Genomic DNA, 20,387 nt, shown 5'->3' on the forward strand with positions numbered 1-20,387 from the left:
TGTGAAGAAAGCCTAGAGAAACCCGATCGAGATCCAGGGAATCGCCGCGACCAGAATCAGGCCGACGATCAGCGCGCCCATGTAGCCGACGATCGGGCGAATGCCCGCATCGGGATTGACCTTGCTGATCGCGCACGCCGAGTAGTAGCCGACGCCGAACGGCGGCGAGAAAAGCCCCACGCCCATCGACAGAATCACGACGATCGCGTAGTGCACTTCATGCACGCCCGCGAGCCGCGCGATCGGAAACAGCAGCGGACCGAACAGCACGATCGCGGGAATCCCTTCGAGCACGCTGCCGAGCATCACGAACACGACGATCGACACGGCGAGGAAACCGTACGCGCCGCCGGGCATCGCAGCGATCCATTGCGCGAGGTCCTGCGAGAAACCGGATTGGGTGAGCGCCCACGCCATCGAGGTCGCGCAGCCGATGATGAACAGAATCGCGCCCGACAAAGTCGCCGCATCCACCAGCATGCGGCCGAGCCGCCGCCATTCGAAACGGCGATAGACCAGCAGACCGATCAGCATCGAATAGGCGATGCCGATGGTCGACACCTCGGTCGCCGTCGCCACGCCTTCGACCACCGCCATGCGAATCACGAACGGCAGCGCCAGCGCCGGCAGCGACACGACGAACAGCCGCGCGATCTGCTGCTTGCTGAAACGCTGCGCGCCGCTCAGGTCTTCGTTGCGATAGCGCCACCACACCACCACGCACAGAATCAGCGCGAGCACGGCGCCCGGCAGCATGCCCGCGGTGAAGAGCGCGGCGATCGACACGCCCGTGACCGAGCCGATCGTGATCAGCACGATGCTCGGCGGAATCGTTTCGCTTTGCGCGCCGGTGGTGGCGAGCAGCGCGACGAGATCGCCTTCCGACGCGCCGCGTTTTTTCATCTCCGGGAACAGCACCGGCGCAATCGCCGCCATGTCCGCCACTTTCGAACCGGAGATGCCCGACACCAGATACATCGCGCCGATCAGCACGAACGACAAACCGCCATGCACGTGACCGACGAGGCTCGCGAGAAATTCGATCATCGCGCGCGCCATGCCGGTCATTTCGATCAGCAAACCGAGGAATACGAAGAGCGGCACGGCCAGCAGCACCAGATGCGACATGCCCTCGTCCATGCGGCCGACCACTACTTCGAGCGGCGTGAAAGTCGAGAGGCCGAGATAGCCGAACGTGGCCAGCGCGAAAGAAAACCCGATCGGCACGCCCGAAAAAATGCCGATCGCCACCACGCCGACGAAGAAGATCACGAGATTGATCTTGCCAAGGCTCTGGAACCACGGCCCGGCGAATACGGCGACGAGACCCAATAGCGCGGCAATCGCAAGCACGATCACGACGTCGCGCGCGCGGCTCACCTGCGCGAGACGAATCATGCCGACCAGCAGCATGAGCGCGGCGCCGACCGGCAACGCGAGCGCGCGCCACGCGTTGCTGATCTGCAAGGCGGGCGTGACGATCGCCGCCTCACCGGACGCATAGTTGTACGCGGGCACGATCAACAGCGCGAGCAACGCAATCGACGCCGCGATCGCCAGCGTATCGACGAATGCGCGCCGCCGCGGCGACAAGCGGCTGACCAGCGCCGTCATTCGCATATGTTCGCCGCGCCGCAACGCCAGCACCGCGCCGAGCATGGCGAGCCACAGGAACAGAATCCCCGCCAGTTCATCCGACCACACCAGCGGCTGATGCAGCGCGTAACGGCTCACCACGCCCGCCAGCATGACGATCATTTCCACCGCGAGCAGCGCCGCCGCGCAGGCCTCCACCAGCGCGATCAAACCGCGATCGAAGCTGCTCAGCCAGCGGCGCGGCGTGCTCGCCGCGGGCAGCGCAACCGCTGCATCCGCTGGATTCAATGCGTGATTCGACATCCTGAAGTCTCCTCGCGACGGGCCGCCGCGCTTCGTCTCTTGCGCACTCACCGCTCGTGCTCGCTGGCGTAAGCCGAACTCAAGCGAGCTTGCCGACCGATTGTTCGAGCAGGTCCCACGCCTCATTGCCGAACTTGCCCTTCCATTGCGCGTAAAAGCCCGCTTGACGCAGCGCCGCGCGGAACGTATCCGGCGCGGTACGGTTGATCGCAAGGCCCTTGCCTTGCAGATCGGCGATAGCCGCGTCGTTGAGCTTGCGCACATCCTCGCGCTGTTTCAACGCGCCTTGATTGAAGGCGTCGCTCGCAATGCCTTGCAGGTCTTTCGGCAAGCGTTGCCAGGCGCGCGGGTTCAATACGAACCAGTAGCCGTCCCACATATGATTGGTCAGCGAGCAGTACTTCTGCACTTCATAGAGCTTCGCGACTTGCACGATCGGCAGCGGGTTCTCCTGCGCATCGACGATATGCGTTTGCAGCGACGAATACACTTCGCTGAATTGCAAGCTGGTCGGCGCGGCGCCGAGACCCTTGAACATGTCGATGCTGAGCGGGCTCACCGGCACGCGAATCTTCAGGCCGCGCATGTTCTGCGCGCTCGTGATCGGGCCGTTGCTGGTGGTGGTCTGACGGAAGCCGTTGTCCCACATCTTCTCGAACGATTCGAGACCGGCTTTTTGCATCGCCGCGCGCACATAGGCGCCGAGCTTGCCGTCCATCGCGCTCCATACCTGGTTGTAGTCGCTGAACGCGAAGCCGACCGCGTTGATCGCAACGGATGGCGCGAGCGTCGACACCACGAGCGCCGACGGCGTGAACATCTCGATGCCGCCGCTGCGCACCTGCGCGAGCATGTCGGTATCGCCGCCCAACTGGTTGTTGGGGAATATGCGGATCTCCATGCGCCCTTTGGACGCCTCCTTGATCTGATTCGCCGCTTCCTGCGCGCGCACGTTCAATGGATGCGTGAGGGGCAAGTTGTTGCCGTACTTGAACACGAACTCCGGGCCGGACGCAGCGCGCACGATCGACGGAAAGCCCAGCGCGCCCGCCACCGGTACGGCGGCCGCGGCACGCAGCAGCGTGCGTCTCGCGAGATTGGTCATTTGAGTGTCTCCTTGCTTATAATTGATGTGACTGTCGAATCCATCAAAAACCCTCATCGCTCTGAACAACGCCTTGATTTCCTGTCGCTGGTGTTGAGTCGTCGCGTGATAGCTGCAAGACTAGGCGTGCGCGGCAACCGCTGTCAAACCGCGAACCTGATGTTTTTTGATGGACTTCCCCTGCGAAGGACTGCCATGTCCGAACCGCTTCACCTCACCGCCGCCGCGCGCGCGCGCATTCCCGACATTGCGCGCGCCGCCGGTGTGTCGACCGCCACCGTGGATCGTGTGCTCAATGGCCGCGAAGGCGTGCGCGCCGTCACCGCGCAACGCGTGATGCACGCGGCCGCGCAACTCGGCTATCTGCTCACGCCTGGCGCGCCTGCCGCGTCCGCTTCCAAACCGATGCGTATAGCGTTTCTGCTGCCTGCCGGCACCAATCGCTACTTGCGCATGCTCGGCGACTATATCGACTTCGCTCACGCTCAGTGGAACGCGTTGGACATGAAGTGCCGGGTGCATTACGTCGAGAGTTTCAACCCCAGGGAACTGGCCGACCGTCTGCTGCATTACGGACAACGCGCGGACGGCGTGGTGTTCATGGCGCTCGAGCATCCCGTGGTGCGCGACGCGGTGAATGCGCTCGCGGACCAGGGCGTGCCGGCGATCACGTTGATTTCGGATCTATCGAATGCGCGGCGGCTCGCTTATGTGGGCATCGACAATCGTTCCGCCGGACGCACGGCGGCGTTGCTGCTGGGGCGTTTCATGGGGCCGCGGCCGAGCGGCAAGATTGCGATGCTTGCGGGCAGCCTCAACTATCGCGGGCATGAAGAACGCGAGATCGGCTTTCTGCATCTGATCGAATCGACCTTTCCGCAAGTGCGCGTGATCGGACTGCGCGAAGGACACGACGATAGCGAGCGCAACTACATGCAGACGCGCAAGCTATTGGAGCAGCATCCCGATCTCGCCGGCATTTACAACAGCGGCGGTGGATCGGATGGCGTCGCGCGCGCGATTGTCGAAGCGCGTTCCGAGCAGAAGATTCTGTTCGTCGGTCACGGCTTGACGCCCGATACGCGAGCGCTATTGATCGACGGAACGATGGACGCGTTGATCACGCAAACGCCGCAAGCGATGGTGGGAAATTGTCTGCGGATTTTCCGCAACGTGCGGGACAAACGCGATGCAATGAGCGATGTGAAGCCGGTGCAATTCAGTATCGTTCTACGGGAGAATCTGCCTTGAGGTGCGAGGCTTTCTCTTCTTGTACGAGAAGGGTTTGTGGGCGCGCCTATGTCGGGCACGACAGATGCTGAATTACGAGCGTCTTCAAACTTCCACAAGGAGAACCATCATGCCTTATCTACTTGGCTGGCTTCTCGGCGTTCCGTTGATCGTACTGGTCATCCTGTACCTCATTTTCCATTAACGCTCGACCCACGCAGTGGGTCCGAAGAGGGTCCTGGCGCGGCGGCACGTCTTTACGTCGCCGCGCATTTCTCGGCGTCCGCATGCGGGCGTTTCTTCTCCTGTTTTCTTCCGCATACAGCGGCGAGGAATATGCGTCCATGCCCGGCGAGCGCCGTCTTCAGGCGAGGGTCGATGCCGGAATTCGCCCGCGTGCCGCCTTGGGTAAAAGCAGCGAGAACACCGGAGCGCGGCTTGTGGCCGCGACGCCGCAGGCTTGTCGCCTTGCGGACCAGTTGGTTGTTCCGAGCACGAATGCACCCTGAAAATATACCTGGAGGTGGGCTGGATAGGCTTCTTAAAGCAGTTGACGCATCGGCGGGCATTAGAACGATCTTCCGCTAGAATGGCATTTATCTGAACAAGCTTCCGAAAATGCGATGACTGCCCGTAATCGTCCACTGGATAACCAGGATCGAAAGATCATGCGCGAGCTGCAGAAGAACGCGCGCCTGAGCAATGCCGAACTCGCGGAACTGGTCGGCATGTCGACCACCGCGTGCTGGAATCGCACGCGTCAACTGGAAACCGAGGGGTATATCCGCGGCTATGTCGCGTTGCTCGATCAGCAGAAGCTCGGTTTCGCGGACGTGGTGCTGCTGGAGGTCACGCTCGATCGCCACGACGACGACGCCCTCGCCCGCTTCGGCGCCGAACTGGCGACGCTGACTGAAGTGCTCGAAGCGTATCTCGTCTCGGGCGACTACGACTATCTGGTGAAAGTGGCGGTCGACGGCACAGCGGGCTATGAGCGCTTTCTGCGCGAGAAGCTCTACAAGATCGCCGGCATTCGTCACAGCCGCTCGATGTTCGCGCTGCGCTGCATGAAGAGCATTCCTTCCGTGCAGGTTTGAAACGACGGCTCACACTTCACGCAACGGCTTTTGACACGCGGCGAGCACCGCGCCGGCCGCGAGCAGCAGCGCGGAATAGATCAAACCGCGCGCGAGGCCCGCGCCGTCCGAGACCCAACCGATCACCATCGGCCCGACGATCTGTCCGAACGCGAACACGATCGTGAATGCGCTGATGCCCTTGGCCCAGTGACTCGCGGGCAGATTGTGGCGCACGAAAGCCGTGGTCGATGCAACGGCCGAGAGAAACGTCGCGCCGAACAGCACGCCCGAGACGAACGCCACCCACGGCTGCGCGAACAGCGCGGGCAACAGCGTCGCTATCGCGAGCAACGCGTTGAGCACCGCGAGCGCCTGGCCGCCGCGCATGCGGTCCAGCAAGCCCGACCATACGCGTGCCGAGACCACCGTCGCCACGCCGAGCAGCAGATAGAAGCCGGTCACGATCGACGCGCTCATGCCCGTGTTGCGCAGGAGCGCCACGATGAAGGTCATGTAGCCGATATAGCCGACGCCGAACAACGTGTAGCCCGCCAGCGCGGCAATGAAGCGAGGCCAACGCGGCGCATCCGCGGCGTTGGCCGACTGCGCTGCCGTATGCACTGTCGCGTGCACGCTTTCGATTTTTTTGGCCGCGCCTATCGCCACGATCGAGAACGCCATGCACGCCGCGGCCAGCGCGAACCAGGCGAACTGCCAGCCGTGCGCGACGTTGAAGATCGTCAGCGGCACGAGCAGCGATGAAGCCACGATGCCCCATCCCGTGCCGCCGTAATACAAGCCGAGGACGAACCCCGCATCGCATGGTCTCGCCGATGCGAGCCGCGCTGCCAGCACGCCGCCGCTGATGAAAATCGCCGCGCTGCTTGCGCCGGTGATCACGCGCAAGACGAGCAGCGAATGCGTATCGGCGAGCAGGCCGCTACACGCCATCAGCAACGCCGTGACGATGCAACCGGCGCCGAACAATGCGCCGGCCGACCAGCGGCGCGCAAGACGTGGAAAAGCCAGCGCGCCGAGCAGATAGCCGAGCGCATTGGCCGTGTTCATCGCGCCGGCTTCGGCGAAGCTCCAGCCGAGATCGAGTTTCATCGACGGCAACAGCAGTGCGTACGCGAAGCGGGCGAACCCGAGCGCGATCGCGCTGCCGAGCGATAGCGCGGCGGCGAGCGCCAACGTGGGCAGACGTTGGGCCGTTTCGATGGCGGCGGAGGTCGATGCGGTGTCGATTGATTTTGTCGGCATTGGCTGGCGCGATAGACAACGATTGTCTGCAGACCGATTGCGGCGGGCGTGTGGAACGGCCGCTTCGTCATCATATCCGTGGACGCCTGGCGGGGCTGACAGTTAGTTGCAGGGCAACGAACCGTCGAACACCCTCCAAATGAGAATGATTTGCATCTAGACGCAAATTACTCCATCATGAAGCCCTTGCCGCAAACCGAACACACGAATTCATGACCACGCCGAACGTCAGCCGCGCCGAGGCCGAACGCCTACGCCGCGCAATTGCAGCGGTAGCCGCAAGCAGCTGAACAGAGGCCGCGTCATCGCCTATCCGTCGCACGCAACAAGCGCTGGCCTGCGACGCGGCACTCATCCGCTCAGGCCGGCGCGACGCATTGGACCGTGTCCATTCAGGAGCATCGATGAACTTCCGCTCTCACTACAGCAGCCGTCCCGAACTGATCGACGATCATCCGGCCGACAGCACCGACGCCCCCGACCGCACGGTCCTCAGCGCGGTACGCACATGGCTTCGGCCGGCTTGCGAAACCGCGCGCGGCGGCGTGCACTGGCGCGACATTCTGCGCGGCGTGGGCTTGCGGCAAGACGGCATCGAACACTTCGACCTGCTGATGCATTCGCTGATGCATGTGTCGTATCGTCCGCTCGACATGCGCTGCCGCTGCGCGAGCGATCTCGGCAAGGACGAAGCCGTGATTCTGCAAACCATCGCGCTGCTGCAAAAAACGCATAGCGGCGCCGCGTTGCGCATGCTGAGCGAGTGGCTGCCTGGGCCTGCCGTCAGCGGCGTGTTGAAGCTGATCCGCTGGTTCGCGATCGATCTGCTCGACGCCGGCGTGGAACTCGATGTGCAAGCGCGCCGCGTCACGTATATGCATTGAGGAGCGGAGCGCATGCCGTTGGAACTGGAATCGGAATTGGCGTCCGCGGCGCCGCCCGTGTCGAAGCATGCGCGGGACGCCGACAGCGGCAACCCACGCGCGGCCGACGTGGACGAGGCGTCCGTCCATGCCAGCGTCGAACGCATCGCGCAGCCCGCGCGAATCGCTCGCGTCATCGCCTCCGCGGCCGCGCCCGCATTCCTATCGCACCCGCTGACGCGCCACTATCCGCGCAGCCTTGCCGCGCCGCGCGCGGGCGAGCTGCATTTGTGGCGATTCCGCTGTGAATGGCTGCCCGTGCCGGTGCAGGAAGGCGACAGTTGGCTCTCGAAGACCGAGCGCGAGCGCGCGCGGCTGCATCCGAACGCCGCGCTGCGCAAACGCTTTATCGTCGCGCGCGTGGTGGCGCGCTGGATCGTCGGGAATCTGTTCGACTGCGAGCCTCGCAGCATCGATCTCCTGGACGACGGCGAAGAGAAGCTGCGCGCGCGTCATCCGCATGATGGCCGCGGCATCGTGATCGATATTGCGTATGGCGGCATCTGGATCGTCGTCGGCATTGCGTCGACGGCGCTTGGGCTGAGCGTGATCGCGCCGTCGCCTGGCAATGCGATTGGCGAGCTGCCCGAAGCCTCACGCCGGCATGCGCGCTACAGCAGCCTGTGCAATGCGTTGCGCCATGCGCCCGTCGATCTGGATGCGGACCTGCTCCTGAGCGATGCCACAGCGCACGCGTTCGATCTCGCGGAGCATGGCCGCTGGCATGTGCTCGATCTGCCGATGCCCGGCAAGATTCGCGCGGCGGTCGCGCTCGCGCAGCCGGTCACGCAGGTGCATACCTTTGGCTGGCCGAAGGCTTCGGCGTTTGATCCGGCGAACGCCTAGCCGCGCGTTTTCGCCGACCACGCCACGCACGCGGCATATCCATCCGGCGCCGCGATCCAGCACGCGGCAATCTCGCGCATGTCGTCCGCAATCCGGTTGCGCAGCGTCACTTGAGTACGCTCGCGCGGCAACACCGTCAAATGCTGCAACCCGCGCGTGATGCCCACCCCCGTCGTTTTTACGAGCGCTTCTTTCGCGACCCAGCCGTCGTAAAAGGCGTCGATCTGCTGGCTCATGTCCAGACGCTCGATCCACGCGGCCTCGTCTGGCGCGAGCGTCAACGACGCAATCGAACGCCAATCGAATTCATCGCTGCGCTGCTCGATGTCCACGCCGACGCGCCGAACCGCCGACATCGCGATGAGCCCATGCGCGCCCGCATGCGATACGTTGAAGTCGTACGCATTGGAATCCGCGAGACGGGGACGGCGGTTTGCATCGGGCGTAAAACGGACGGCGTTAGCCGCGATGCCGAGCCGCGGCGCAAGTTGCTCACGCAGCGCGACGCGAACGCTCGCAAAGCGCAATGCATCCTCATGGCGGCGGAAGTTGCCGGCACGCGCGCGCTCGTCGCCGCTGAGCGGTGCGAAGGCCGCGTCATCCAGCGACGCGGCGAAAGCGAAATCGACCCGCCACAACATCATGTCGGACGGGCCCTCGTGCGGCAATGGAACAGCTTCGATCGAATACATCGCAAAGGTTCGGACGTGATACACGCGCTCGCAAGGCAATAATCGCGACTCTACCCGAACTGACGCCCGAAGCCACTCGATCTTTAGATGCGCTTCATCTCCTTCGGCACGCCGATCAGCAATGCAGCGCCGCTGACGAACAGCAACGCGGTCAACACATAAAGCGCGTTATCCATGCTGCCGGTGTGCGTCTTGATGAGACCGATCACCCAAGGGCTCACGATGCCGCTCGTAATGCCGATGCTGCTGATCAACGCAATCCCGGCCGCGGCCACGGTGCCCGACAGATAGCTCGACGGCACGGTCCAGAAGATCGGCAGGGCGGCGAAGATCAACACCGCGGCCAGCGAGAGAATCGCGAGCATCGCCGGGAAACTGCTCAGATGCAGCGTCAACAGCGAGAGTGCGATGCCACCGCCGATCGTGCACGCCGCAAAATGGCGGCGGCGTTCGCCGCGGCGATCCGAGTGACGCGCAATCAGAATCAGCCCCACCGCGCCGACAGCGTTCGGAACCACGCTATACAGGCTGATCGCCAATACGTCGTGAATGCCGAAGTCGCGAATCATCAGCGGCATCCAGAAGCTCAGCGTCAACGACGCACACGTCAGCGAGAAATAGATGAACGCGAACAGATAAACCCGCGGATTGCGCAGCGCCTGCATGAGCGCACGCGACGAATGCGCGTCGGAGATCGGCCGGCGGTCCTCGTCACGTTGCGCGATCAGTTGCGCTTTTTCGTCGGCGTTGAGCCAGCTTGCGTGCTGCGGGCCGTCCACCAGATAGAACGCCGCGATCAGACCCAGCACGATGGCGGGCGCACCTTCGATGATGAACATCCACTGCCAGCCGAACATGCCCCACACGCCGCCCATGTCGCGCATGATCCAGCCGGACACCAGTCCGCCGAGCACGCCGGCCACCGCGACGCCCGCGAAGAAGATCGACAGCACCGCCGCGCGCCTGCGCGCCGGATACCAGTAAGTCAGATACAGCACGATGCCGGGAAAGAAACCGGCTTCGAATACGCCCAGCATGAAGCGCAGCAAATAGAAGTGCGCGGGCTTCGATACGAGCATCATGCCGACCGACGCGACGCCCCACAGCAGCATGATCCGCGTGAACGTGCGGCGTGCGCCGAAACGCGCGAGCAGCAAGTTGCTCGGCACTTCGCAGAGCACGTAGCCGACGTAGAACACCGCCGCGCCGAGACCGTACATTGCGTCGCTAAAACCGAGGTCGTGCTTCATCTGCAATTGCGCGAAGCCGATATTGATGCGGTCGAGAAACGACACCACGTAGCAGACGAATAGAAACGGAATGATCCGCAGCGAGACCTTGCGATACAGCAGATCGTCGTGCGCAGCGGCGGATGCGCCCGGCTTGAGCGCGGGGGCGAGGGATTGGCTCATCGGTTATCTCCAAACGTGAGGGTCCAACGGACCCGCTGGGTCCGGCGTCTTGATGCGCCGCGTTGTGTCTTCTGCTGGAACGGCAGGCGTTGGCGCGGATGCGCAGCGCTGCCGTGGTGGAATGCGCGTGAGCTTTGAAATGGCCACGCGCGTGCTTGCTCTCCTGATCGCTACGTTGCCGGTTTACGCCGCCAAGGGATGCGCTTCGCCGCCGCGCGGCGACGTGTCTGCCGCGCCTTCGTGCGCGTAACGCATGGCTTCGAGCAGCGTCGCGTGATCGCCGATATGGTTGGCGAGCAACAGGATCAGTTGCGCATTGGCCGACTGGCTCTGCGCGTCGTCCAGATCGCGATGCATGTCGATCAGCGCCTCGTAGAAATCGTCGGGGCGTTCGAGATTGGGTTGCGTGTTCAGTGCCATGTTCGTCTCCTGCTATTTTCTAATCGTGCTTTTGCGTGCTGTTTTCAGGCTGTGCCTTCGACGCACAATGCGCGCTTCAATGCATGCGCCACGGCGTTCACGTCGAGTTGCCGCCAACGCGCGCAGACGTGCTGGTCCGGGCGGATCAGATAGAACGTGCCGGGTTTCGCGTCGTAGCGCGCGCTTGCAAGACCTTCGGCGTCGTGCAGGATTTGCACGCCGGCGGAGGACGTGGCCTTTGCATTGCCGCTCGTCACTACGACGAGCTTCAACGGAATCGGGCTCGCTTGCAACGCATCCAACGCGGCCTGCGTCGCGGGATCGATGCCTTGCTCACCGCGGAACAACACGCCGGTGAACTGCTGGCCGAGTTGCCGCAACAGCCACGCCGGTTGTCCTTCCTGCTGCACAGGCGCATCGACGCACGACGCGCCCGGCACCATCGCGCCTTCGAAGCTGTCGCTGTCCGCGGTATTCAGCGGGGAATCGCGCAATACCGCCGGCACGGAGAGCCGGCCGCTATTCGTCAACTGCTGCGCAAACGGATGATGGCGCGAGAGCTTCAGCACGGCGTCGCGGAACACGCGGCTCACCGGGCTTTTCGGCGTAATGAAATCGGTTGAGCGCGTGGAGTTGCGGATGTTCTCGTCGGCGGCGAATTCGCGCTCGCTTGCATAGGTATCGAGCAAGGTGTCCGGCGCTTTGCCTTCGAGCACCATCGCCAGTTTCCAGGCGAGATTTTCGGCGTCCTGTACGCCGCTATTCGCGCCGCGCGCGCCGAACGGCGACACGCCATGCGCGGAATCGCCCGCGAACAGCACGTTGCCGTGCCGGAAACGCTCCATGCGCAAGCACGAAAACGTATAGACGCTCACCCATTCCAGTTCGAACTTCGCGTCCGGTCCGAGCAAGGCGCGCACGCGCGGAATCACGCGCTCCGGCGTTTTTTCCAGCATAGGGTCGGCGTCCCAGCCGAGCTGGAAATCGATCCGCCACACGTTGTCCGGTTGACGATGCAACAAGACCGACTGATTCGGATGAAACGGCGGATCGAACCAGAACCAGCGCTCGGTCGGAAAGTCGGCTTCCATTTTCACGTCGGCAATCAGGAAGCGGTCTTTGAACGTGACGCCCTTGCTGTCGAGTCCCAGCAGATTGCGGATCGGACTGCGCGAACCGTCGGCGGCGACGACATAACGGCCGCGCAGATCATATGGACCGTCGGGTGTGTCGATCGTCAGCGTGACGCCGGCGTCTTGAGCACCCGGCACGCCGTTCTGCGCTACACCGACAACCTTGCTCTTCCAGCGGATTTCGATGTTCGGCATTTCCTGCGCGCGTTCGAGCAGGAAACCTTCGACGTAATACTGTTGAAGGTTGATGAACGCGGGCCGATTGTGACCCGCCTCCGGTTGCAGATTGAACGTGTACACCAGTTCGTCCTTCAGGAACACCTTGCCGACATTCCAGCTAATGCCCTTGTCCACCATGCGCTGACCGCAGCCCAGGCGATCGAAGATATCGAGCGAGCGCTTCGAGAAACAGATCGCCCGCGAACCAGTGGACAGCGAGCAATCGTCGTCGACCAGCACGACCGGCACGCCCTGCTGCGCGAGGTCGATCGCGGTGGCGAGACCCACCGGGCCCGCGCCGACCACGATCACGGGATAGGCCGCCTGGTCCGCGCCGCCGCGCTCGGATTGCTCGCGGCACGGCTTGTATTCGAACGACAGCGTCTGGTAGTTGGTGCTCATGTTGTGTCTCCGTCCTTCTCTGGTGCGCTTTTCTTATCAGGCTTGCAGCGCGTCCCACATTTCCTTGTCGCGCTGCGCGGTCCAGATGCGCGGATGCGTGATGCCGCTGGCTTCGTCGAACGCACGCGAGACGTCGAACGGCAGGCAATGCTCATAGATGAACACATGGCCGAACTTCGGATCCATCGCCTTGCGCGTGTGCGCCATCGCGGCCTTCAGATCGAGCTTCTGTTCGACGGCTTCACGGCCCTGTTGCAGCAGCGTGGTGACGAAGTCCTTCGTGTAATCAAGGCCTTTGTCGACGTCTTCCGGCGTGGTCAGCGCGGGGCCGCGGCCCGGCACCAGCTTGTCCGCTTTCAGCGCGCGCAGCGCTTCGAGCGTGTCCGGCCATTGTTCGAGCTGTGCGTCGCCGCAATAACACGCCGCGTCGTATTCCACGAGGTCACCGGAGAACAGCACCTTCTGCGACGGCAGCCACACCACCGTGTCGCCCTTGGTATGGCCGGCGCCCAGATGCGCGATGCGCACTTCGAGCTTGCCGAGGAACAGTGTCATTTCCTTTTCGAACACGAGCGTCGGCCACGTCAAACCGGGCACCGTTTCGACGCCGGCGAACAAACGCGGGAAGCGTTCGATTTCCGATTTCATATCCGCTTCGCCGCGCTCGACGATCATTTCGTAGGTGCCACGGCTTGCGATCACCTCTTGCGCGCCTTCCTTGAAATACGCGGAGGCGCCGAGCACGCGCACCGCGTGGTAATGCGAGAGCACGACGTATTTGATCGGTTTATCCGTGACGCTGCGGATGCGGGCGATGAGGTCTTGCGCCATCGCCGGCGTGGCGGTGGTGTCGACGATCAGCACGCCGTCGTCGCCGATGATCACGCCGGAATTCGGATCGCCCTCGGCGGTGTACGCGTAGGCGTTCTCGGACAATTGCGTCCACGTGACTTTCTTGACTTCCAGATCGGCCTGGGATGCGAATGCCTTTGCCATGCTTGTCTCCCTCGAGAATTGGATATGAGGCGAGACGGCCGACCGCGCGCGACTGCGCTGGCTGCGGTATTGGAGGATTGTCTCGCCCCGTTTTGACTCTGTGACTGCGCCGGTATGTCGGGGTGAATGCATCTTATGGCTGCGTCTGTTTATTTGTCAATAGCGAAGTGTATCGCTATACGCAAATTCATCGCGGACTAAGATGAAAGCAGGAAGACGCACGCCTTCGGTTAACATGAACCCTTTTTCACAGACGAGCGCGGGTGTGAGCAAAGCAGCGAAACCAGCCACCGGCAAAGGCGCCCGCGGCAACGAGACGGCGGACGGCGGCAAGACGCAGCGCGGCATTCAGAGCGTCGAGGTCGGTGGCCGCGTGTTGCTGGCGCTCGCGCAGGCGCGCGGTCCGCTGGCGTTGTCGGATCTCGCCGCCGCCGCACAGATCGCGCCGGGGCAGGCGCATGCGTATCTGGTGAGTTTGAGCCGCTTAGGTCTGATCAAACGCGATGAGTTATCCGGCCGATACGAACCGGGGCCGCTTTCCTTGCGGCTCGGTTTGCTGCATCTGGAGAATCAGCCGGCGTTTCGCGCCGCCGTGCCGCGCGCGGCGGCGTTGGCCGAAGCGATCGGCTTGAGCGTCGCGATTTGCATTGCGGGGCCGCAAGGGCCGACCATCGTTCGCTATGAACATGCGGGGTTTCCGTTGCACGTAAATCTGCATGTGGGCACGGTGATGTCGCTGCCGGCCACGTCGACGGGTCGCGTATTTTGCGCTTATCTGCCGCGCGAGGCGGTTGAGGCGATGTGGGCGAATCAGTCGGGCGGGGCGTCGTCAGGGAAAATCGCGGCCATGATGCCAGCCAATGAACGCGCCGCTTTCGGGGCCACGCTGGCCGCGATTCGCACGCGCGGACTGGAAACCAGCGTGGATGCGCCGAGTCCGGGCATCAGCAGTTTGAGTGCGCCGGTGCTGGATACCGACGGCCGCTTATCGCTCGCGTTGACCGTGATCGGCTCGACCGGCGCGATCGACGTCGCGGCCGATGGTGCGATCGCTCGCGCCTTGCTCGCCGCGGCTCATGACATCGGCGCCGAGTTGGCGGCAGCGCCTTCCTTATTGGCTACTTCCGCATCGTGACTGATTCTCCCGACACTTCTCACACCGCCGCCGCTTCCACGGATACGAAACCGCAGCGCGGCATTCAATCGCTCGATAGCACGGGCGAGTTGCTCGCGGCGCTGGTCGCGGCCGCGCGGCCCTTGACCTTGCGCGACCTGGCGGCGGCTGCGGGCATGCCGCCCGCGAAGGCGTTTCCGCATCTGGTGAGTCTGCTGAAAATCGGCTTGCTCGATCGCGATGCGGCGGGCTGTTTCCAGGCGGGGCCGCTTGCGCTGGAGCTTGGGTTGATCGGCTTGCAGCGCTTGTCGCCGACGCGGGAGGCCGAGCCGGAAGTGGTGGAACTGGCGGCGTCGACGGGGATGAGCGTCGCGATGGCCGTGCTCGGGCCGCTCGGGCCAACCGTCGTGCGGCTCGAGGAATCGGCGCGGCCGCTGCATGTGAGCTTGCGGGTCGGCACCGTGATGTCGCTGGTGAATACGGCGATTGGACGCGTGTTCGCGGCCTATGTCGCGGACGATGTGCGCGTTGGGCTGTTGGCGCAGGATCATTTGCGGCTGGCGGGGGCTCACGCTGCCGAGGTTTTCGTGGGGAAGGTGCTTGACGATCCGGCGGCGCTGAAAGGCGCGGGTCGTAAGAACGCCGCGCCACCGCTGCCGCAGTTGAGCAAAGCCTACGCGCAGCGCCTTGCGCAGATCCGCGCGGACGGCATCGATACTGCCCTCAGCCGACCTGTGCCTGGTATCGACACGCTGGCCGCGCCGGTGTTCGACCATACCGGCAGCATTTGCCTCGTGCTCGCGCTGATGGGGCCGAGCGGCAGCTTCGATAGCGAGCCGGCCGGTGCGCCAGCGCAGACGTTGCGGGCGGCGGCGTTGAGGTTGTCGCGGCGGTTTGGGTGGATGGCGGGGGCGGGGTGAACGCTTGCCAGGCAGGCGGTGGCTGGCGGAAACAATCGTTTTGGCAGTCGAATAATCGAATGGCGTAAACCGCACCCTTCTCACACGGCTGGCTCACTCATTCCGAACAACCGACTAAACGCCACTCACCGCATCAATCCCCCGCCGCCTCCGGCTCATGCGACGCCAACCGCGCTTTCGCATGCCGCATCTTCTCCAGGGTTTTGGGACCCGCTTTGAGCGCGACGCCGATAGCCAGCGCATCCATGATGCACAAATGCACGAGCCGCGACACGCCGGGCGTGTTGGGATCAATCGGACTCGGCACTCGCAATAACAGCGGAATATCGACCAGCCACGCCAACCGCGAACCGACATTAGTCAGCGCAATCGTGGTCGCCCCACGCTCTTTAGCGATCTGAATGCTTTCATTCACCTCGACGCTGCGCCCCGAATGCGAAATCGCAAAGGCCACATCGCCCGGCTCCATCAGCCCCGCATAAAGCCGCTGCAAATGACCATCGGTAAAAGCCGTCGACGCGATATCGAGCCGCAAGAACCTCAACGCCGCATCCTGCGCAACGAGCCCCGAGCCCGAGCCGACGCCAAAGAAAAACACTCGCCGCGCGCTCGACAACGCCGCAATCGCACTCTCGACCACCGCTGGATCGAGCGCAGCTTGTGCATGCGTGATCCCATCGACGGCAGCCTCGCCGACCTTGTCGATCAACGTCTTCACATCGTCGTCACGCGCGACCGCCGTGGACGCATACGGCACCCCGCCCGCCACGCTCTGCGCCAGTTGCATCTTGAAGTCGCGCAAACCATGCGCACCGATCGCGCGACAAAACCGCGTAACGGAAGGCTCGGAAACCTCCGCGCGCTGCGCGAGTTCAGTGATGCTCGCGCGCATCGCGAAGTCGACATCGCTCAGCACCATCTCGGCGACCTTGCGCTCGGCGGGCCGCAGATTAGCCAGTGCGCTGCGGATGTGAGGAATCAAGTTCGGTGCGGACACCCGGTGTTCCTTATGGGTTAAATGAATCCGCGTCGCGTCGCAGCTTCAATCACTTTCATTCGGCTCGAATCATGCTCGAGCGGCAACACGCGGTTCAGACCAGCCTGCGTCCACTCTGCGTATCGAACAGATGAATATGCTCGGCCGGCAGACGCAGCGTGACGCGCTGACCGGGCTCGACCTTCGAGCGCTGGCGAGTCGTCACGCACCACATGCCGCCGCCTATTTTCCCGTACAAGTGGGTCTCGGCGCCAGTCGGCTCGACGACTTCCACTGCCATCGTGGCGTCAGGCGTTTGCGTCATGGTCTCGATGTGTTCGGGGCGCACGCCGAGCGTGACCTTCGCGCCGACCACCGCCGACGCGGGCGCGCCCTCCAGCACGATCTCGCCGCCGTCGTTCAGTTTCAACGCGAGGCCCTGCCCTTGCGCGCGACGCTCCAGCACGCCTTCGGCGAAATTCATCGACGGCGAACCAAGAAAGCTTGCGACAAACAGATTCGCCGGATGGTCATACAGTTCCAACGGACGCCCGATCTGCTCGATCCGCCCCGCGTTCATCACGACGATGCGATCGGCCATCGTCATCGCCTCGATCTGGTCGTGCGTGACGTAGATCACCGTGTTCTTCAACCGCTGATGCAACGCCTTGATTTCCGTGCGCATCTGCACGCGCAATTTCGCGTCGAGATTGGACAGCGGTTCGTCGAACAGGAACAGCGACGGTTCGCGCACCACCGCGCGCCCCATTGCCACGCGTTGCCGCTGACCACCGGAAAGCGCACGCGGCAAGCGGTCCAGATAACCGCCGAGGTTCAGCATCTTCGCGGCGGCTTCAATGCGCGGCTTAAAATTCGCCGCCGCTTCCTTGCGAATCCGCGGCCCGAAAGCAATGTTCTCGTAGACCGAAAGATGCGGATAAAGCGCGTAGCTCTGAAACACCATCGAGATATTGCGCTGCTGCGGCGGCAGCGTATTCGCACGCGTGCCGCCGATCATCAGATCGCCGCCGCTGATTTCCTCGAGCCCCGCCACCATGCGCATCAGCGTGCTCTTGCCGCAGCCCGACGGACCGACGAGCACGACGAACTCGCCGTCGTCGATATGCAGATCGATGCCGTGCACCACCTGCATGTCGCCATAGCGTTTGAAGATGCCGCTCAGTTGCACTGCTGCCATGCTGTCCTCATCGTCGTGCTTCGTTGGTTCCACTTCGCGCGGGGTTCGACGTGCTCAAACCTCTTACAGCGATTCGAGCGTCAGTTCTTCCGCCATCAGACGATTGCCCGCCATCAGGCCGCCGTCGACCGGCAACGCGACGCCGGTAATCACCCGCGCCATCGGCGACGCAAGGAACAACACCGCATCCGCGATATCGTCAGGCGTCGCGAAGTCGCGCAACGGGTACCACTTCTTCAGATCCTCGAACACCTGCGGGTTTCTATCGACGCGCGCCTGCCACGCTTGCGTCTTCACCGTGCCCGGACAGACGATATTCGCGCGAATTCCGTAACGGCCGAGTTCAACCGCGAGCGCCTTCGTGTAACTGATGAGCCCGGCCTTCGCCGCGCTATACGCCGGATGACCGAGCGCGGCCATGCCGTTCACCGAGCCGATCAACACGAGCGCGCCCTGGCGCCGCTCGATCATCGACGCGCGCACCGCTTCCACCGTGTGATACGTGCCGTTCAAATTCAAATGAATGTCGCGTTGCCAGCTCGCGGCATCGGTTGTAGCGAGCGTGAGCCCTTCCGCCGCGCCCGCGTTGGCGACCAGCACGTCCACCGGACCGCGCGACTTGACCGCGCCGGCCACCGCTTGCTGCACCGCGGCGGCGTCGCCGAGATCGGCTGTAATCGGCGTGACGTGCGCCGCGCCGAGTTGCGCGGCCAAGCCGTGAAGCGCGACCGCGTCGATGTCGAGCGCGAGCACCGTATCGCCCTGCTCCACGAAGCGCCTGCACAAGACGCTACCGATGCCGCCGCAAGCGCCCGTTACCAACACCACACGATTCATGTCTGCCCTCGCTCCTGATTCGCTGCCGGGGATCGCATCTGGCCTGTAAATTTATTACACACTGACTTTCAATGCGGTTGCCTAGCCATCCCGAAGATTGGGTATCCATGACTTCGCCCACTGCAGAATACCCTTGGTTTAAAGCATCTTATGCACAAACACGGCTGAGAAGAAATATCGCAGACCCTACGTGACAAGCTATTTTGCGTCCTGTAGGATTTTTTCAAACAATTCAACCGCAGCGGCCGGCGACGGCAGCGGACCACCCCCAACCATCGTTGGATGGGACCGGCGTAAGCGTTAAAGCACTAGCTCCGATCGACACCGCTGGTTGGGACCGGAGTAAGCGCTAAAGCGCTAACTCCGATCGACACAGGAGAGAGAGAATGTCGTTGCATGCCCGTGCTTCCCTCGCGCTAGGCAAAGTTGCCGTGGCGCTCGCGTTTGCAGGTATCGCCGTGGCGGCTCACGCCGATACGGTCCGCGTCACCGTCGCGCATTACAGCGACGCCACCGCGCCGTACTTCGAAAAAATGGCCCGCAACTTCGAGAAGGCCAATCCCGGCACGACCATCAAGATCGAAGACGTGAACTGGGACACGCTGCAACAGAAACTCCAAACCGACATTTCCGGTGGCGCCAACGCCGACCTCGCGATCGTCGGCACGCGCTGGCTGCTCGACTTCGTGAAGGACGACGTCGCCGAACCGCTCGACGGCTACATGGACGCGAGCTTCAAGGGCCGCTTCATCGGCCCGTTCCTCGCACCGGGAGAAATCAACGGCAAGGTGTACGGCTTGCCGATCGCCGCATCCGCGCGCGCGCTCTATTACAACAAGGACCTGCTCGCGAAGGTCGGCTATCCCGACGGCCCGAAAACCTGGAACGACGTGATAGAAGCGTCGAAGAAACTGAAGGCCCAAGGCGTTGCCGGCTTCGGTCTGCAAGGCAAGGAAATCGAAACGGACGTCTACTATTACTACGCGCTGTGGACCAACGGCGGCGACGTCGTCGGCAAGGACAGCAAGGCCGCGTTCAATTCGGCGGCCGGCATCAAGGCGGCCACGCTCTATAAGACGATGATCGACCAGGGTCTGACGCAACCGGGCGTGACCGGCTTCAGCCGCGAGGACGTGCAGAACCTGTTCAAGCAGGGCCGCGTCGCGATGATGATCTCCGCGCCGTTCCTCGCGAAGCAGATCAAGAAGGAAGCGCCGAACCTGAAGTACGGCATCGATCCGATTCCGATGGGCACGACGCACGCCACCTATGCGGTGACGGACTCGATCGTGATGTTCAAGAACTCCAAGGTGAAGAAGTCCGCGTGGAAGTTCGTCGACTATCTGTTCACGAAGGAACCGCGTGTGGAGTTCACGACGACCGAAGGCTTCCTGCCGACCACCAAGGCGGAATCGAGCGATCCGGCGTTCAACGATCCTGACACCAAGGCTTTCGTCGCGTTGCTGCCGACGGCCCGCTTCGCACCGACCGTGACCGGCTGGGAAGACACCGCGAAGGCCGTGACCGATGCGATGCAATCGGTCTACCTGGGCAAGGTGAAACCGGCGGATGCGTTGAACGCGGCGGCCACGCAAGCGAACAAGTCGCTCGGTCATTGATGGCTGTGTGGTTGCGCGGTGATTTCTTTGTGAGTTGCTGAACACGAAACGCGCGCCGCCGTTGCGAAGGCGGCGCGCGTTTCGCTCGTATTGCACGAATGCAG

The 20,387-nt window shown here is 63.1% G+C and carries 18 protein-coding genes; 7 read left to right on the forward strand and 11 right to left on the reverse strand.

From position 1 onward, the window contains the following. Positions 1 to 12: 12 nt before the first annotated feature. Together BUE39_RS11330 and BUE39_RS11335 are read right to left on the reverse strand one after the other, a co-directional pair. The gene (locus tag BUE39_RS11330) at positions 13 to 1,899 is read right to left on the reverse strand and encodes a TRAP transporter large permease (protein WP_073428747.1); all 1,887 of its coding nucleotides are present in this window, start codon (positions 1,897 to 1,899) and stop codon (positions 13 to 15) included. Between the two features lie 79 nt (positions 1,900 to 1,978). After that, positions 1,979 to 3,004 carry a TRAP transporter substrate-binding protein gene (locus BUE39_RS11335; RefSeq protein ID WP_073428748.1) on the reverse strand — a complete coding sequence of 342 codons (1,026 nt, stop codon included), beginning with the start codon at positions 3,002 to 3,004 and terminating at the stop codon, positions 1,979 to 1,981. Positions 3,005 to 3,199: 195 nt separating this feature from the next. On the opposite strand from BUE39_RS11335, the gene BUE39_RS11340 reads away from it, so the two are divergent. Both BUE39_RS11340 and BUE39_RS11345 read left to right on the forward strand, forming a co-directional pair. Beyond that, complete coding sequence (locus tag BUE39_RS11340; RefSeq protein ID WP_073428749.1) at positions 3,200 to 4,255, forward strand: LacI family DNA-binding transcriptional regulator; 1,056 nt, start codon at positions 3,200 to 3,202, stop codon at positions 4,253 to 4,255. A gap of 602 nt (positions 4,256 to 4,857) precedes the next feature. Then, a complete protein-coding gene (locus tag BUE39_RS11345) occupies positions 4,858 to 5,331 on the forward strand; it encodes an Lrp/AsnC family transcriptional regulator (RefSeq protein ID WP_073428750.1) in 474 nt (157 codons plus the stop codon). Between the two features lie 9 nt (positions 5,332 to 5,340). On the opposite strand, the gene BUE39_RS11350 is transcribed toward BUE39_RS11345, so the two are convergent. Further along, positions 5,341 to 6,576 carry a YbfB/YjiJ family MFS transporter gene (locus BUE39_RS11350; RefSeq protein WP_073428751.1) on the reverse strand — a complete coding sequence of 412 codons (1,236 nt, stop codon included), beginning with the start codon at positions 6,574 to 6,576 and terminating at the stop codon, positions 5,341 to 5,343. Between the two features lie 404 nt (positions 6,577 to 6,980). On the opposite strand from BUE39_RS11350, the gene BUE39_RS11355 reads away from it, so the two are divergent. Together BUE39_RS11355 and BUE39_RS11360 are read left to right on the forward strand one after the other, a co-directional pair. Then, positions 6,981 to 7,460, forward strand: coding sequence for a hypothetical protein (locus BUE39_RS11355; RefSeq protein ID WP_073428752.1), 480 nt, complete (start codon positions 6,981 to 6,983; stop codon positions 7,458 to 7,460). A gap of 12 nt (positions 7,461 to 7,472) precedes the next feature. Further along, complete coding sequence (locus BUE39_RS11360) at positions 7,473 to 8,345, forward strand: 4'-phosphopantetheinyl transferase family protein (RefSeq protein ID WP_073428753.1); 873 nt, start codon at positions 7,473 to 7,475, stop codon at positions 8,343 to 8,345. Here BUE39_RS11360 and BUE39_RS11365 read toward each other — a convergent pair. From BUE39_RS11365 to BUE39_RS11385, 5 genes are all read right to left on the reverse strand, one after another. Then, positions 8,342 to 9,037, reverse strand: coding sequence for a 4'-phosphopantetheinyl transferase family protein (locus tag BUE39_RS11365; protein ID WP_073428754.1), 696 nt, complete (start codon positions 9,035 to 9,037; stop codon positions 8,342 to 8,344). The two genes, BUE39_RS11360 and BUE39_RS11365, sit on opposite strands and share 4 nt — an antisense overlap. 83 nt (positions 9,038 to 9,120) lie before the next feature. Next, a complete protein-coding gene (locus BUE39_RS11370; RefSeq protein WP_073428755.1) occupies positions 9,121 to 10,449 on the reverse strand; it encodes an MFS transporter in 1,329 nt (442 codons plus the stop codon). A gap of 183 nt (positions 10,450 to 10,632) precedes the next feature. Further along, positions 10,633 to 10,869 (reverse strand): DUF2783 domain-containing protein, encoded by a 237-nt coding sequence (locus BUE39_RS11375; protein ID WP_073428756.1) that lies wholly within the window; start codon positions 10,867 to 10,869, stop codon positions 10,633 to 10,635. Between the two features lie 44 nt (positions 10,870 to 10,913). After that, positions 10,914 to 12,623 carry an FAD-dependent oxidoreductase gene (locus tag BUE39_RS11380; RefSeq protein WP_073428757.1) on the reverse strand — a complete coding sequence of 570 codons (1,710 nt, stop codon included), beginning with the start codon at positions 12,621 to 12,623 and terminating at the stop codon, positions 10,914 to 10,916. A 36-nt stretch (positions 12,624 to 12,659) separates the two neighbouring features. Next, positions 12,660 to 13,619 carry an MBL fold metallo-hydrolase gene (locus BUE39_RS11385; RefSeq protein WP_073428758.1) on the reverse strand — a complete coding sequence of 320 codons (960 nt, stop codon included), beginning with the start codon at positions 13,617 to 13,619 and terminating at the stop codon, positions 12,660 to 12,662. 235 nt (positions 13,620 to 13,854) lie between these two features. Between BUE39_RS11385 and BUE39_RS11390 the strand changes: the two genes are divergently transcribed. Both BUE39_RS11390 and BUE39_RS11395 read left to right on the forward strand, forming a co-directional pair. Then, positions 13,855 to 14,754 (forward strand): IclR family transcriptional regulator, encoded by a 900-nt coding sequence (locus tag BUE39_RS11390; protein ID WP_073428759.1) that lies wholly within the window; start codon positions 13,855 to 13,857, stop codon positions 14,752 to 14,754. Next, positions 14,751 to 15,653, forward strand: coding sequence for an IclR family transcriptional regulator (locus tag BUE39_RS11395; RefSeq protein WP_073428760.1), 903 nt, complete (start codon positions 14,751 to 14,753; stop codon positions 15,651 to 15,653). The genes BUE39_RS11390 and BUE39_RS11395 overlap by 4 nt, the downstream gene beginning before the upstream one ends. Before the next feature lie 133 nt (positions 15,654 to 15,786). On the opposite strand, the gene BUE39_RS11400 is transcribed toward BUE39_RS11395, so the two are convergent. From BUE39_RS11400 to BUE39_RS11410, 3 genes are all read right to left on the reverse strand, one after another. After that, positions 15,787 to 16,650, reverse strand: coding sequence for a MurR/RpiR family transcriptional regulator (locus BUE39_RS11400; RefSeq protein ID WP_073428761.1), 864 nt, complete (start codon positions 16,648 to 16,650; stop codon positions 15,787 to 15,789). Positions 16,651 to 16,744: 94 nt separating this feature from the next. Next, entirely contained in the window at positions 16,745 to 17,827 is a 1,083-nt protein-coding gene (locus BUE39_RS11405; protein ID WP_073428762.1) for an ABC transporter ATP-binding protein, read from the reverse strand. Positions 17,828 to 17,890: 63 nt separating this feature from the next. Next, complete coding sequence (locus BUE39_RS11410; protein ID WP_073428763.1) at positions 17,891 to 18,664, reverse strand: SDR family oxidoreductase; 774 nt, start codon at positions 18,662 to 18,664, stop codon at positions 17,891 to 17,893. 386 nt (positions 18,665 to 19,050) lie between these two features. Here BUE39_RS11410 and BUE39_RS11415 point away from each other — a divergent pair, with 386 nt between their 5' ends. Then, a complete protein-coding gene (locus BUE39_RS11415; protein ID WP_073428764.1) occupies positions 19,051 to 20,283 on the forward strand; it encodes an ABC transporter substrate-binding protein in 1,233 nt (410 codons plus the stop codon). Positions 20,284 to 20,387: the final 104 nt, after the last annotated feature.

It is taken from the genome of Paraburkholderia terricola (genome assembly GCF_900142195.1).
GTDB classification, from domain to species: Bacteria; Pseudomonadota; Gammaproteobacteria; order Burkholderiales; family Burkholderiaceae; genus Paraburkholderia; species Paraburkholderia terricola.